At 72.8% G+C, this 14104-nt stretch carries 9 protein-coding genes; 5 read left to right on the forward strand and 4 right to left on the reverse strand.

Features of this window, described 5'->3' with window-relative positions; translation table 11 throughout:
* Nucleotides 1-33: 33 nt before the first annotated feature.
* From ACZ4Z1_RS07085 to ACZ4Z1_RS07095, 3 genes are read right to left on the reverse strand one after another with little or no spacing between them, the layout of a single operon-like run.
* On the reverse strand, nucleotides 34-2412 hold the full coding sequence (locus tag ACZ4Z1_RS07085; RefSeq protein WP_468485554.1) for a phosphoketolase family protein: 2379 nt from the start codon (nucleotides 2410-2412) through the stop codon (nucleotides 34-36).
* A 57-nt stretch (nucleotides 2413-2469) separates the two neighbouring features.
* Nucleotides 2470-4032, reverse strand: a complete 1563-nt coding sequence (locus tag ACZ4Z1_RS07090) for a M81 family metallopeptidase (protein ID WP_468485555.1) — start codon at nucleotides 4030-4032, stop codon at nucleotides 2470-2472.
* A gap of 37 nt (nucleotides 4033-4069) precedes the next feature.
* On the reverse strand, nucleotides 4070-5248 hold the full coding sequence (locus ACZ4Z1_RS07095) for an ROK family protein (protein ID WP_468485556.1): 1179 nt from the start codon (nucleotides 5246-5248) through the stop codon (nucleotides 4070-4072).
* Nucleotides 5249-5438: 190 nt separating this feature from the next.
* Between ACZ4Z1_RS07095 and ACZ4Z1_RS07100 the strand changes: the two genes are divergently transcribed.
* Genes ACZ4Z1_RS07100 through ACZ4Z1_RS07115 form a run of 4 tightly spaced genes read left to right on the forward strand, consistent with a single transcriptional unit; the run spans nucleotide 5439 to nucleotide 11356 of the window.
* Nucleotides 5439-7247 (forward strand): peptide ABC transporter substrate-binding protein, encoded by a 1809-nt coding sequence (locus ACZ4Z1_RS07100; protein WP_468485557.1) that lies wholly within the window; start codon nucleotides 5439-5441, stop codon nucleotides 7245-7247.
* A complete protein-coding gene (locus ACZ4Z1_RS07105; protein ID WP_468485558.1) occupies nucleotides 7244-8200 on the forward strand; it encodes an ABC transporter permease in 957 nt (318 codons plus the stop codon). Before ACZ4Z1_RS07100 ends, ACZ4Z1_RS07105 begins: the two co-directional genes overlap by 4 nt.
* 11 nt (nucleotides 8201-8211) lie before the next feature.
* Nucleotides 8212-9132, forward strand: a complete 921-nt coding sequence (locus ACZ4Z1_RS07110; RefSeq protein WP_468485873.1) for an ABC transporter permease — start codon at nucleotides 8212-8214, stop codon at nucleotides 9130-9132.
* Nucleotides 9133-9142: 10 nt separating this feature from the next.
* The gene (locus ACZ4Z1_RS07115; protein WP_468485559.1) at nucleotides 9143-11356 is read left to right on the forward strand and encodes an ABC transporter ATP-binding protein; all 2214 of its coding nucleotides are present in this window, start codon (nucleotides 9143-9145) and stop codon (nucleotides 11354-11356) included.
* Here the strand turns inward: ACZ4Z1_RS07115 and ACZ4Z1_RS07120 are convergent.
* A complete protein-coding gene (locus tag ACZ4Z1_RS07120; protein WP_468485560.1) occupies nucleotides 11350-12087 on the reverse strand; it encodes a L,D-transpeptidase family protein in 738 nt (245 codons plus the stop codon). The two genes, ACZ4Z1_RS07115 and ACZ4Z1_RS07120, sit on opposite strands and share 7 nt — an antisense overlap.
* Nucleotides 12088-12704: 617 nt before the next feature.
* Between ACZ4Z1_RS07120 and ACZ4Z1_RS07125 the strand changes: the two genes are divergently transcribed.
* Entirely contained in the window at nucleotides 12705-14093 is a 1389-nt protein-coding gene (locus tag ACZ4Z1_RS07125; RefSeq protein ID WP_468485561.1) for an NADP-dependent succinic semialdehyde dehydrogenase, read from the forward strand.
* The last annotated feature ends 11 nt before the right edge of the window (nucleotides 14094-14104 follow it).

Consider the following 14104-nt stretch of genomic DNA (forward strand, 5'->3'; position numbering starts at 1 on the left):
GGGGACCGGCCCCTCAGCCGTACACCGGTCCCGTCAACGCCCGCCGCCCGGCCAGCTCCACTCCTCGACCTCCGGCAGGTCCGTGCCGTGCTCGCGGGTCCAGGCGTGGTGGCGCTGCCGTACGTCCGCCATCGCCTGCCGCACCCCGGCGGCCCGTACGGCCAGCCCCGGCACCCGGTCGATGACGTCCATCACCAGCCGGTAGCGGTCCAGGTCGTTGGTGACCACCATGTCGAACGGCGTGGTGGTGGTGCCCATCTCCTTGTAGCCGCGCACGTGCAGGTTGGGGTGGACGGCCCGGCGGTAGGTGAGCCGGTGCACCAGCCACGGGTAACCGTGGTACGCGAAGACCACCGGCACGTCGTGCGGCAGCAGTGCCTCGAACTCCCGGTCCGTCATGCCGTGCGGATGCTCCTCGTGGGGCTGCAGCCGGGTCATGTCGACGACGTTGACGACCCGTACGGACAGCTCCGGCAGGTGGGTGCGCAGCAGGGAGGCGGCGGCCAGCGTCTCCTGCGTCGGTACGTCACCGGCGCAGGCGAGCACCACCTCGGGGCGGGTGCCGGGCGCTTCGGTGCCCGCCCACTCCCAGATGCCGGCGCCGCGCGCGCAGTGCGACCGGGCCTGCTCGATGTCCAGCCAGTCGAAGCACGGCTGTTTGCCCGCGACCACCACGTTGACCACGTTGCGGGTGCGCAGCACGTGGTCGGCCACGCACAGCAGGCTGTTGGTGTCCGGCGGGAGGTAGACCCGTACGGTGTGCGGATCCTTGTTGAGGATGTGGTCGACGAAGCCGGGGTCCTGGTGCGAGAAGCCGTTGTGGTCCTGGCGCCAGACGTGCGAGGTCAGCAGGTAGTTCAGGCCCGCCACGGGCGCCCGCCAGGGGATGTCGCGAGCCGACTGGAGCCATTTGACGTGCTGCGAGGCCATGCTGGAGACGATGTGCGCGAACGCCTCGTACGAGGAGAACAGGCCGTGCCGGCCGGAGAGCACGTACCCCTCCAGCCACCCCTGGCACAGATGTTCCGAGAGCACCTCCATCACGCGCCCGTGCCGCCCCAGGTGCTCGTCGGTGGGCTCGGTCCTGGCCTGCCACGCCTTGTCGGTGGCGTCGTACACGTCCTGGAGACGGTTGGACGCCGTCTCGTCCGGGCCGAACAGCCGGAAGTCGCGGCTCTCGGCGGTCCGCTCCATCAGGTCGCGCAGCAGGCCGCCGAGGACGCGGGTCGGTTCGTGCATCCGGGTGCCGGGCTTGTCGACGGGGACGGCGTACTTCTCGGGATCGGGCAGCGGCAGCGTCCGCACGAGGCGGCCGCCGTTGGCGTGCGGGGAGGAGCCGAGCCGCCGGTCGCCGTGCGGCACACAGGCCAGCACCCGGTCCACCGGCCGCCCCTGGCCGTCGAACAGCTCGCCCGGCGCGTACGACCGCAACCAGCTCTCCAACTGCCGCAGATGGTCCGGATTGTCCCGGACGCCGGAGAGCGGGACCTGGTGGGCGCGCCAGGTGCCCTCGACGGGGGAGCCGTCCACCTCGTCGGGGCCGGTCCAGCCCTTGGGGGTGCGCAGCACGATCACCGGCCAGCGGGGCCGGGACCGCGAACCGTCGCCGCGGGCGGTGCGCTGGGCCGTGTGGATGCGCTCCAGCGCGGTGTCCATGGCGGCGGCCATGGCCCGGTGCACCTGGGCGGGGTCGGAGCCGGTGACGTACAGCGGCTCGTGGCCGTAACCGCGCAGCAGCGCGTCCAGCTCGTCCTCGTCCAGCCGGGCCAGGACCGCCGGGTTGGCGATCTTGTAGCCGTTCAGGTGCAGGATCGGCAGGACCGCGCCGTCGTGCGCCGGGTCCAGGAACTTGTTCGCGTGCCAGGAGGCGGCCAGCGGCCCGGTCTCCGCCTCGCCGTCGCCGATGACGCAGGCCACCAGCAGATCCGGGTTGTCCAGCGCGGCGCCGTACGCGTGCGCGAGGGAGTAGCCCAGCTCACCGCCCTCGTGGAAGGAGCCCGGCACGTTCGGTGCCGCGTGGCTGGGCACCCCGCCGGGGAACGAGAACTGCTTGAACAGCCGGGCCATCCCGGCCGCGTCCCGCCCGACGTCCGGGTACAGCTCCCCGTACGTCCCCTCCAGCCAGGCCCCGGCGAACACCGCGGGCCCGCCGTGCCCCGGGCCCCACACGCACACCGCTTCCTGACCGTGGGTGCTGATGACCCGGTTGACGTGGGTATAGACGAGATTCAGGCCGGGGCAGGTGCCCCAGTGGCCGAGCAGCCGCGGTTTGATGTGCTCGGGGCGCAGTTCCTCGGTGAGCAGCGGGTTGCCGGTCAGGTAGATCTGGCCGGCTGCGAGATAGTTCAGCGCCCGCCAATGGGCGTCGAGATCGAGCAGGTCGCTCTCGGTGAGCGGGGTCGGCGACTCCATCGGGGCCCTCCGTCGGGGGAAAGGTGATCAGGGAGCGCCTCTCCACCGTACGGGCCGTCATGCACCGGCGCCGCGCATATCGGCCGTACCGGCCGGGCCCGTGTCCGCACACCGGCCCGCTCGGAGCAGCACCGGCGTCAGGTCCGGGTCCTCGAAGCCCGCGTCGTCGAACGGGTAGAGCGGGCGGGCGATCCGGTGGTGGCCCAGGCGCGGCAGGTCCTGGTCGACGCCGCCGGGGGTGAGGGCGAGCAGCCAGCCGGCGGCCATCTCGTACAGCTCGGGCTCCAGGTAGCCGATCTTCACGACGACGATGTCGTACGCGGCCGGATCGAGCGTGCCGAAGTCGGCGCGGGTGTGGAAGGGCTTGCGGCGCTCGGTGAGGACGGCCGTCACACCGCCCCGGGTGACGGCGGCGGTGCGGCCGCCTCCGTCGTGCGCCGGGTTGCCGCGCGGGGCTCCGGCGGCGGGCGCCGGCGGGTCTTCGAGGGCGGTCACCGTGCCGGTCAGCTCGTACGGCTCGGCGTGCGGGCCGGTACCGGCGCTGACGTGGCCGCCGGCCTTCAGGGTCACGCGCGCGCCCACCCCGGCGTCGAAGCAGGCGGCCACCGCTGCCGGATCGGTGATGCCCGGGTGCAGCGCCGTGACCCGCCCGCTCGCCAGGTCCTCGTTCGCCAGCAGCCGGCCCAGCATGTACGCGAGGTCGCCCGCGCCGCCCGCGGTCGGGTTGTCGCCGGAGTCGCTGATCAGGAACGGGCGCGCGGGGGACGCCACGGCGCGCGCTACGCAGGTGTCCGCGTCGCCGGTCGGGCCGGCGAAGACGAAGTCGCGGCGCGCGTCCCAGTACTCCTGGGCGAGGCTTCGGGCCTGTGCGAGCGCCAGGTCCGGGTCGTCGCCGGTCACCACCACCGCGGCCCGGCAGCGCTCCTCGTCGGCCCAGGCGTAGCCCACCCAGACCGCCGCGTCCACGATGCCGTCCAGCGCCTCGACCGCGGCGAGCCTGCCGTAGAGGGACTTGGCCGGTTCCAGGCGGGTGCTGGTCTTCTCGCCGGGTAGCAGGACCGGGACCTGCACCCAGGCGCGGTACGGACGGCCCTTGCCGGACGCCAGCCGCTCGACCAGCTTGCGGGCGGCCCGCTCGCGCGTCTCCCAGGCGTCCTCGTGCGGGGCCAGCCGGTGCGCGGTGAGCAGGTCGAGGGGTTCGGCGAAGCGGCGCGAGACATTGCCGTGCAGGTCCATGGCGGCGGAGATCAGGACGTCGGGGCCGAGCGCGTCCCGTACGGCGTCGGTGAGGTCCGCCTCGGCGTCGTCCAGGCCGACGACGCTCATGGCGCCGTGGATGTCGTACACCAGGCCGTCCAGCGGCCCGGCCTCCCGTATCCGCGTGAGGAGTTCGGACTTGATCCGGGCGTACGTCTCCCGCTCGACGGGCCCGCCCGGCAACGCCACTGCGTGCACCAGCGGCACCCACTCGACCTGGTCCGCGAGGTCGCTGTCCGGCCGCGTCCAGGTGTAGCGGGCCAGCAGCCCGGCGCCCCGGGTGATGCGGAAGTCGTCGTAGGTCGAACGGTGCGGGCAGAACTGGCTGGACTCGATGGCCATGCCGCCGATCGCGATACGCATGCGGGGTGCACCTTTCGTCGGATCCGTCGGGGGGTGGTCACGTACGGACGACGGGCAGGGCCGGCAGCCCGCCGTCGGCGGCCAGTTCGCGCAGCGCGGCGTGGCCGGCGCCGAGCAGCCCCGCGTCGGGGCCGCAGCTCGCGGCGACGATGGACAGCTCGCTGGTCGCCATCGGTAGGCAGCGCTCGTACAGCACCCCGCGGACCGCCGCGACCAGCGGTTCCGCCGCGGCGAGGGCCCCGCCCAGCACCACGGCCTCCGGGTTGAAGAAGTTCACCACGACGCCCAGCACCGCGCCGATGTGCCGCCCGGCCTGCCGCACCAGGGTCGTCGCGTGCGGTTCGCCGTCCTCGACGAGCCGCAGGATGTCGGTGGTGGAGTCCGCCTCGATGCCCCGGGCACGCAGCGCGGCGGCGATCGCGGCGCCGCTGGCCACGGACTCCAGGCAGCCGATGTTCCCGCAGGAGCAGGGGCGTTCGGCGGCGGCGTCCACCCGTACGTGGCTGATGTCCCCGGCGCAGCCGCGGGCGCCCCGGTAGAGCCGGCCGTGGCTGATCACGCCCGAGCCGATGCCGCGGCCCGCCTTGACCACCACCAGGTGCCGCAGCGACGGGTGGGCGGCGCGGTGCTCGCCCAGAGCCAGCACGTTGGCGTCGTTGTCGACCACGACCGGCAGGCCGAGGAGTCCGGCGAGCCGGTCGCGCAGCTCGTACAGATGCCAGCCGGGCATCCGGGACGGCGCGATGACGCGGCCCGATGCGGGATCGACGGGCCCGGGGAAGCCGATGCCCGCGCCGCACACGGTGCGTCCGGCCGCGCGCTGGCGGTCGGCCAGCGCGGTCAGCCGTCCGGCGAGCAGGCCGACGGCCGGTTCGGGGCCGGTGGTCAGGTCGAGGGCGCATTCGTCGATGTCGAAGCCGGTGCCGGTCAGGCCGACCGCGCCGGTACGGATGTGGTGGCTGCCCAGGTCGGCGGCGAGCGCGACGGTGCCGCCGTCCGGGACGCGCAGCAGCCGCGGACGGCGGCCGCCGCGCGAGGCGCCCTCGCCGGACTCGGTGAGCAGTCCGGCGTCGACCAGTTCCTGGACGCGTGCGGAGACGGTGGAGGCGGCGAGCCCCAGCTCCCGTACGAGGTCGGCGCGGGAGCGGGCGGTGCCGGTCGCGACGAGTTCGAGGACGTGCGCGGCGGAGCCGGGCTGTTCCTCCGCGGCGGTCATGGCGGTGCCTTTCGGGCGTGCGGAATGCTGCGGGCGCTTTCCCTTCTTTCTTCGGCTGTCGAAGAAAGAGAAAGAATCAAGTGGCCCTCAGTACACCCCAGTTGCCGATGTCCCGCCAGACCCTTGACTTCTTTTCGCGGCCGTCCGTACTTTTCTCGCACTCTTCGACCGGCAGACTCCCGGAGGCAGCATGGGCCCGCGCAGTACCCGCCGACGCGGGCCCGTCCACGCCCTGCTCCGCGCGGTGACCGCGCTGCTGATCGGCGCGGTCGCACTCACCGGATGCGGCCCGGCGGACGGCGCCGTCACCGATGTCGGCGCCACCGGCGGCACCCGGGTCGAAGGCGGTACGGCCACCATGGCGCTGCCGCCCGCCGCCACCCCCAACTGGATCTTCCCGATCGGCACGGCCGGCTACCTGGCCACGTACAACAACGCCGTACAGGACCTGCTCTACCCGCCGCTCTACACGACCGGGAAGAAGGGCGCGGGCCTGACCATGGACAGCCCGCGCAACCTCGCTGAACAGCCCCGCTACAGCGACGGCAACACCACCGTCACCGTCACGCTCAAGAAGGGCTACCGCTGGTCCGACGGCACGCCCGTCACCAGCCGCGACGTGGAGTTCTGGTACGACCTGATCAAGCACGACAAGGAGGAGTGGGCGGGTTACTCGCCGGGTCTGCTGCCGGACAACGTCGAGAAGTTCGAGACGCTGGACGACCGCACCTTCCGGCTGCGCCTGGACCGCGCGTACAACCCCGCCTGGTTCACCGGCAACCAGCTCGCCGACTTCACCCCGCTGCCCAAACATGCCTGGGACCCGCACGACGAGGACCCGAAAAAGGTCTTCGCACGGCTGCTCCGGCACGCCGGGCAACTCTCGGAGTTCGCCACCGACCCGCTCTGGAAAACCGTCAGCGGCCCCTGGCACATCGAGAAGTGGACCACCTCGGGACAGGTCTCCCTCGTCCCCAACCAGCACTACGGCGGCCCCGACAGGCCCCACCTCGACCGCGTCGTCCTCAAGCCCTTCACCACCGCCGACTCCGAATTCAACGTGCTGCGAGCAGGCGGCGTGGACTACGGCTACATCCCGCCGTCGGTCATGGAACAGTCGGCGCGTTTCAAGAAGCTGGGCTACCGCATTGACCCGTGGGAAGGCTGGGCGATCACCTACATCGTCCTGAACCTCAACCACCCCACCGCCGGCCCGCTGCTCCGCCAGACCTATCTGCGCCGCGCCCTCCAGCACCTCATCGACCAGAAGACGATCTCCGACGTCGTCTGGCACGGCAGCGCGGCGCCCACCCGCGGCCCGGTGCCCGCCGCACAGCTGGACCGCGACCCGTTCCCGTACGACCCGAAGAAGGCCGAAGCCCTGCTCACCGCGCACGGCTGGCAGCGCACCGACGGCAGGCTGCGCTGCGCACGCCCCGGCACCGGCCCGGGACAGTGCGGCAAGGACATCCCCGCAGGACAGCCCCTGCGCCTGGAACTCCTCTCCCAGTCCGGCTCCACCGAGACCTCCAACACCATGCAGGAGATCAAGTCCTCCCTGGACAAAGCCGGCATCACCCTGGACATCCGGCAGCAGCCGCTGAACACCGTCCTCGGCACCACCGTCCCCTGCAAGCGGACCGAACCGGTGTGCTCCGCCTGGCAGCTGGGCTTCTTCGGGACCCAGGGCAGCTGGTACTTCCCGACCGTGGCCAGCGGCGAATCGATCTTCGCCACCGGCGCGCCGTCCAACATGGGCAACTGGTCCGACCCGAAGGCCGACCAGCTCATCAAGAAGACCGAGTACTCCGACGACCCGACCGCCCTGCGCGACTACGCCCGCTACACGGCGGACCAGGTGCCCGTCCTGTGGACGCCCAACCCGGCCTACCAGGTCTCCGTCATCCGCAACGACCTGCGCGGCATCGACCAGAACCCCACCCTCAGCCTCGCGCCCCAGGACTGGTACTTCGTCAAGAACGGCGGGGCCGGCCGGTGATCCGCTTCCTGGTCAAACGCGTCGCACAGGCCGTCGTCGTCCTGCTGCTGGTCTCCGTCATCGTCTTCGTCTTCGTCCTGCTGCACCTGCTGCCCGGCGGACCGGCCCGCGCCATCCTCGGCGTCAAGGCCACCCCGGAGGCCATCGCGCACTTCGACCACCGACAGGGGTACGACCGTTCGCTGCCGCACCAGTACGTGATGTACCTCGGGCGGCTGCTCACCGGCGACCTCGGCGAGTCCTACAAGCTCAACCAGACCGTCGCCTCCCTGCTCGGCGAACGCCTCCCGAAGACCGCGCTGCTGGCGGGCCTGTCGGTCGCGCTCGCCGCCGTACTGGCCGTACCGCTCGGCATCCTCCAGGCCGTACGCCGCGGCAGGGCCGCGGACCACCTGCTCACCGGCGCCGCCTTCCTCGCCTACGCCACCCCCGTCTTCTTCCTCGGCCTGGTCCTCGTCCTCGTCTTCAGCCAGCAGCTCCAGATCTTCCCCGCCGAGGCGCCGCAGGCCGGCACGGTCGGCGGCCTGCTCGCCGACGCCCCCGCCCTCGTGCTGCCCGTGGTGACCACCGCGCTCGGCATCATCGCCGCGTTCAGCCGCTACATGCGCTCGGCCGTACTGGACAACCTCGAAGAGGACTACGTACGCACCGCACGCGCCAAAGGGCAGCCGGGCACCCGCATCCTGGCCCGGCACGTGCTGCGCAACGCGCTGATCCCGCTCGCCACCCTCCTCGGGCTCTACCTCCCCACCCTCTTCAGCGGCACCCTCGTCGTCGAGTCGATGTTCAACTACCCCGGCATGGGCCTGCTGTTCTGGAACGCCGCCCAGGGCTCGGACTTCCCCGTACTGCTCGGCGTCACCCTGATCGTCGGCGTGGCCACCGTGCTCGGCTCGCTGATCACCGACATCGCCTACGCCGTACTCGACCCCCGGATCAGGAGCGTCCCGTGACCGCACCCTCCATGGACGCGCCGGGCAGCGCCGGGACCGCCCGGGCCGGGGACGGCGGCCTGGCCGCGACGGCACCCGCCGCCCCCGGGCCCCTGCGCCGCGCCCTCGCCGTCTTCGCCCGCAGCAAACTCGCCCTCACCGGCGCCGCCGTCCTCCTCGGCCTGCTGGCGCTCTGCTACCTCGGCCCGCTGCTGCACCCCACCGACCAGACCCACACCGACCTGTCCCGGGCGAGCCTGCCGCCCGGCAGCCCCGGCCACCTCCTCGGCACCACCGACCTCGGCTACGACATGCTCGGCAGGCTGATGTACGGCGGACAGACCTCCCTCGAAGTCGGCCTCGCCGCCGGCCTCCTGGCCACCCTCTTCGGCACGGTGTACGGCGCGGTCGCGGGCTACTTCGGCGGCTGGGCGGACGCCGCCATGATGCGCGTCACCGACGCGGCGCTCGCCATCCCCGCACTGTTCCTGCTGGTCGTGGTCGCCGCCATCGTCACCCCCAGCAAACCCGTCCTCATTCTCATCATCGCCTCGGTCGCCTGGCTGTCCCCGGCCCGCCTCATCCGCGGCGAGGCACTCGCCCTGCGCAGCCGCGACTACGTCCACGCCATGCGGCTGATGGGCGGCGGCGGAGGCCGGGCCGTCTTCCGGCACATCCTGCCCGGCGCCGCCGGCACCGTCATCGTCAACGCCACCTTCCAGATCGCCGACGCCATCCTCTACGTCGCCTACCTCTCCTTCCTGGGACTGTCCATTCCGCCGCCGGCCGCCGACTGGGGCTCCATGCTCTCCGCCGGCATCACCTACACCCAGGTCGGCCACTGGTGGCTGATCTTCCCGCCCGGCCTCGCGATCGTCCTCGTCGTCGCCGCGTTCAACTTCGTCGGGGACGGCCTGCGGGACGCCTTCGACGTGCGTCTCCGAAAGAGCTGAGGAAGGGCCCATGACCGCCGACCCCCTGTCCGCGACCGCCCGCCCGCCGTCCGGGACCACCGCGCCGCTGCTCAGCGTCGAGGACCTGCACGTCGAGATCGCCGGCCGCGGCCGCACCGTACACGCCCTGGACGGCGTACACCTCGATCTGGCCCCCGGCGAAGCCCTCGGCATCGTGGGCGAATCCGGCTGTGGCAAGACCATGACGGCGCTGTCCGTCCTCGGGCTGCTGCCGAAGGGCGGCCGCGTCACCGGGGGACGCATCCTCTTCCGGGACGGCGGCACCTGCGGCGACGGGAGCGGGGCCGGCGGGGGCGGTGCGAGCGGAAACGGGCCGGGCGGGACCGGTACGAGCGGGACCGGTACGACCGACCTGGCCGCCGCGCCCGAACCCGTCCTGCGGGACGTCCGCGGCAACACCATCGGCATCGTCTTCCAGGACCCGCTGACCTCTCTCAACCCGACCATGACCATCGGCGCCCAGGTCGCCGAACCCCTGCTGCTCCACCAGGAGATCACGCGGCGGCAGGCCCGGGAGAAGGCCGAGGAGACCCTGCGGCTGGTCGGCATGCCGCAGCCCGCCGAGCGGATGAAGAACTACCCGCACCAGCTCAGCGGCGGCATGCGGCAGCGCGTCGCCATCGCCATGGCCCTGGTGTGCGAACCCAGACTGCTGATCGCCGACGAACCGACCACCGCCCTCGACGTCACCACCCAGCACCAGATCCTCGAACTCATCGACGACCTGCGCGCCCGCCTCGGCATGGCCATGATCCTGGTCACCCACGACCTCGGTGTCATCGCCAAGCGCGTGGACCGGGTCGCGGTGATGTACGGCGGCAAGATCGCCGAACGTGCCGGCGTACACCGCCTCTTCGCCGCCCCGCGGCACCGCTACACCCAGGCCCTCCTGGCCGCCCTCCCCGAACGCGCCGAAGGCGAACGGACCACCCTCGCCACCATCCCCGGCCTGCCGCCCGCCCTCGTCACCCGCCCCGCCGGCTGCCGCTTCGCACCGCGCTGCGCCTTCGCGACCGCCCGGTGCCGTACGGAGGAACCGGCCCTGGAGGGGGACGCGGCGCACGGGTACGCGTGCTTCCACCCGGTGGGCAGCGAAGCGGGGGAGCGGACGACCGACAGCGCGCCTGGTACGACCACCCCCTCACGCCCACCCATGCCCGCCTCCCCCACCTCCGTACCCGCGCCCCGGAAAACCCTCCCGAACCAACTCCCCCTCCTGCACCTCACCGACGTCACCAAGCGCTACGCCCTGCACGCCAGCCCCTTCGCCCGGCGCAGAGGAGCCGGGGAAGTCGGCGCCGTCGCCGGTGTCAGCCTCACCGTCGCCCGCGGCGAGACCTTCGGCATCGTCGGCGAGTCCGGCTGCGGCAAGTCCACGCTCGGACGGATGGTCGTCGGCCTGGAACCGCCGACCGGCGGCACGATCCGCTTCGCGGGCCGCGACATCGGCGCCCTGACCCGCCGCGAACTGCGCGCCCACCGCCGCGACGTCCAGCTGATGTTCCAGGACTCCTACGCCTCCATGGACCCCCGGATGCGCGTCGGCACGATTCTGCGGGAGCCGCTGGTCATCCAGGGCATCGGCGACCGTGCCGCGCAGCAGCGGCGGGTCGCCGCCCTGCTCGACGACGTGGGACTGCCGCGCGGCGCCGTGGACCGCTACCCGCACGAGTTCTCCGGCGGCCAGCGCCAGCGCCTCGGACTGGCCCGCGCACTCGCCCTCTCGCCGTCCCTGGTCGTCGCCGACGAACCCGTCTCCGCGCTCGACGTCTCCGTCCAGGCCCAGATCCTCAACCTCCTCCGCGACCTGCAACGCGACAAGGGCCTGACGTACCTCTTCATCTCCCACGACCTGGCGGTGGTACGGCACCTCGCGGACAGCGTCGGCGTCATGTACCTGGGCAAACTCGTGGAGACCGGCCCCGCCCGGGACGTCTTCGCCCGGCCCCTGCACCCGTACACCCGCGGCCTCCTCGCCACCGTCAACGCGCCCGACCCGGCGGCCCCCGCCGCCGGCGCCCCGCTCACCGGCGAAACACCCTCGGCCGCCGCACCGCCCTCCGGCTGCCGCTTCCGCACCCGCTGCCCGGCAGCCCGCGCACGCTGCGCGGAGAGCGAACCCCAACCCACCGAACCCGCCGGCCCCGGACACCGGGTGGCCTGCCACTTCCCCCTCGTGGCGGCCCCCGGGCCCGGTCAGTAGCGGGTGACCGCCGTACGGCCGGAATCCGTACCGATCGCGATGTGCGGACGGGCGGCCGGCTTCACCCACGACACGATGCGGGCCATCGCACGGGCCGGTACGGACACACAGCCCGCCGTCGCCCCACGGCCGTTGACGTGCAGGAAGATGCCCGCGCCACGGCCGCGCACCGGACGGTGGTAATTGAAGCCGATGACCAGAGCCCGGCTGTACTGCACCGGATGGTCCGCCAGCCGCTCGGCCTCCTTCGCCGCGCAGTCGCGCGGACGCGGATCCACCCAGCGGTTGTACGAGGACGAGGCGTTGTCCTGGCACCACCAGGAGGAGCCCCGCACCGGCCGGTACGGAACCTCCGTACCGGCCGGTGCTTCGTCGAGGCCGAAGGCGAACGGCAGGTCATACAGCCCCGTGGGCGTCGTCGACGTCCCCTGTTCGCGGGAACCGCCCTCCACCAGCCCGTTCGCCCCGAACCGCGCGGGCGTCGTACCGACCCGGTGCCAGCGCTTGCCGTACCGCTGCCACCAGCTGACCGCGCCGGTCGTGGAACGCGGGTCCGGGGCGCGGGCCGTGATGAGCTGACTGCCGCCGCCGGTGTCGGCCATACGGGTGGGCAGGGGCCGCCCCGCCGCCGGGGCGGCGGGGGAGCGGGGCACGGCCGGTGCGGAGGCGGGCACGGTCAGAGCGAGCGCGGCCGCACAGGCCACGGTCGTCAGGGTCCTCGCGGAGGTCATGACCGCAATGTAGGGCGCGTGAAGCGGTGCGACGCGCCACAAACCGGACAGGCCACCCGAAGGGGCGCCCGGACGTGGACGGGGGCGCCCACCTCACCGGGTACGGCTCGGGCGACCAGGGGCGGCCCCTCCACCTACCCGGACGCAATCCACCGTGCGTCGGGGCGATAGACCGGCGAAACCCGGGTACCGGGGCCGAAGAACCACGTGCCGTCCGACCCAGGAGGTCTGCTGTGGAGCGGCAACCGATACCGCACCGTACGCGCGCGCCCGGGCAGGAGAGCGAGCCCGTGCCGCCGACACCCACGCCGTCCCCGGGACCCGGCGGACCCGAACCGGGACCCGGCCCCGCGCCGGGACCGACACCAGGACCGCCGGTGCCCGGACCGCCCGACCCCACACCGCCGCCGCCCGCACCGCAGCCCCCGACCCCGTCCCCCGACCCGGTGCCGCGCCCGCCGGGCCCCGACCCCGTACCGGATCCGTCACCGGCCCCCGGACCGCTCACGTAGCCCGGGTCCGGTAGCGACCGCCGGGCCCCGGACGACCAGGATTCGCCACGGGCCCGACGGCCCTCCCCGCCCCCACCCAACCCACCCCACGGGAGGTGCGCCCCCATGGCCATCGCCACGGTCAACCCGGCCACCGGCGAGACGCTCAAGACCTTCGACGCGCTCGACGCGAGCGGCATCGAGGACCGGCTCGTCCGGGCCGAGCAGGCGTTCCGCAGCCACCGCACGACCACCTTCGCCGAACGCGGCGAACTGCTGCGCAATGCCGCCGGCCTGCTGGAGGCGGGCCAGGACGGCATCGCCCGCACCATGACCACCGAGATGGGCAAGCCACTGGCGGCGGCCCGCGCGGAAGCCGCCAAATGCGCGAAGACGATGCGCTGGTACGCCGACCACGCCGAGGAACTCCTCGCCGACGAGGAACCGGACCCCGGCGACGTCAAGGACGCGGGCGCGCGCCACGCCTACGTCCGCTACCGCCCCCTGGGCACCGTCCTCGCCGTCATGCCGTGGAACTTCCCCCTCTGGCAGGTGATCCGCTTCGCCGCGCCCGCACTGATGGCCGGCAACACCTGCCTGCTCAAACACGCCTCCAACGTGCCGCAGACCGCGCTGTACGTGGAGGACCTGCTGCGCAGGGCGGGCTTCCCCGAAGGCTGCTTCCAGACCCTCCTGGTCGGCTCCGGCGAGATCGAGAACATCCTGCGCGACCGCCGGGTCGCGGCCGCCACCCTCACCGGCAGCGAACCGGCCGGACGCTCGGTCGCCTCCATCGCCGCCGACGAGATCAAGAAGACGGTGCTCGAACTCGGCGGCAGCGACCCCTACATCGTGCTGCCGTCCGCCGACCTCGACGCGGCCGTACGCACCGCCGTCACCGCCCGCGTCCAGAACAACGGCCAGTCCTGCATCGCCGCCAAGCGCTTCATCGTGCACACCGACGTCTACGACGAGTTCGCGGTGCGCTTCACCGAACGCATGGCCGCCCTGACCGTCGGCGACCCGATGGAGGAGACCACCGACGTCGGCCCGCTCTCCAGCGAACAGGGCCGCTCCGACCTGGAAGAACTCGTCGACGACGCGGTCCGGCGGGGCGCGGCCGCGCTGTGCGGCGGCAAGCGCCCGCAAAAGCTCACGGCCGGCTGGTTCTACGAGCCGACCGTCCTGGCCGGAATCACCCCCGAGATGCGCATCCACCACGAGGAGGCGTTCGGCCCGGTCGCCACGCTCTACCGCGTCAACAACCTCGACGAAGCCATCGCCACCGCCAACGACACCCCGTTCGGCCTCAGCTCCAACGCCTGGACCCGCGACGAGGACGAACAGCGCCGCCTCGTCCGCGACATCGAAGCCGGCGGCATCTTCTTCAACGGCATGACCGCCTCCCACCCCGCCCTCCCCTTCGGCGGCACCAAACGCTCCGGCTACGGCCGCGAACTCGCCGGCCACGGCATCCGCGAATTCTGCAACGCGACCACGGTCTGGCACGGGTAGGGGCTTTGGGG

The organism is Streptomyces sp. NPDC030165 (assembly GCF_055573595.1).

Coding starts and splice junctions, on each gene's coding strand:
- ACZ4Z1_RS07125 (WP_468485561.1), top strand. CDS start 12,705: ATGGCCATCGCCACGGTCAACCCGGCCACCGGCGAGACGCTCAAGACC.
- ACZ4Z1_RS07110 (WP_468485873.1), top strand. CDS start 8,212: ATGGACGCGCCGGGCAGCGCCGGGACCGCCCGGGCCGGGGACGGCGGC.
- ACZ4Z1_RS07115 (WP_468485559.1), top strand. CDS start 9,143: ATGACCGCCGACCCCCTGTCCGCGACCGCCCGCCCGCCGTCCGGGACC.
- ACZ4Z1_RS07095 (WP_468485556.1), bottom strand. CDS start 5,248: ATGACCGCCGCGGAGGAACAGCCCGGCTCCGCCGCGCACGTCCTCGAA.
- ACZ4Z1_RS07100 (WP_468485557.1), top strand. CDS start 5,439: ATGGGCCCGCGCAGTACCCGCCGACGCGGGCCCGTCCACGCCCTGCTC.
- ACZ4Z1_RS07120 (WP_468485560.1), bottom strand. CDS start 12,087: ATGACCTCCGCGAGGACCCTGACGACCGTGGCCTGTGCGGCCGCGCTC.
- ACZ4Z1_RS07085 (WP_468485554.1), bottom strand. CDS start 2,412: ATGGAGTCGCCGACCCCGCTCACCGAGAGCGACCTGCTCGATCTCGAC.
- ACZ4Z1_RS07090 (WP_468485555.1), bottom strand. CDS start 4,032: ATGCGTATCGCGATCGGCGGCATGGCCATCGAGTCCAGCCAGTTCTGC.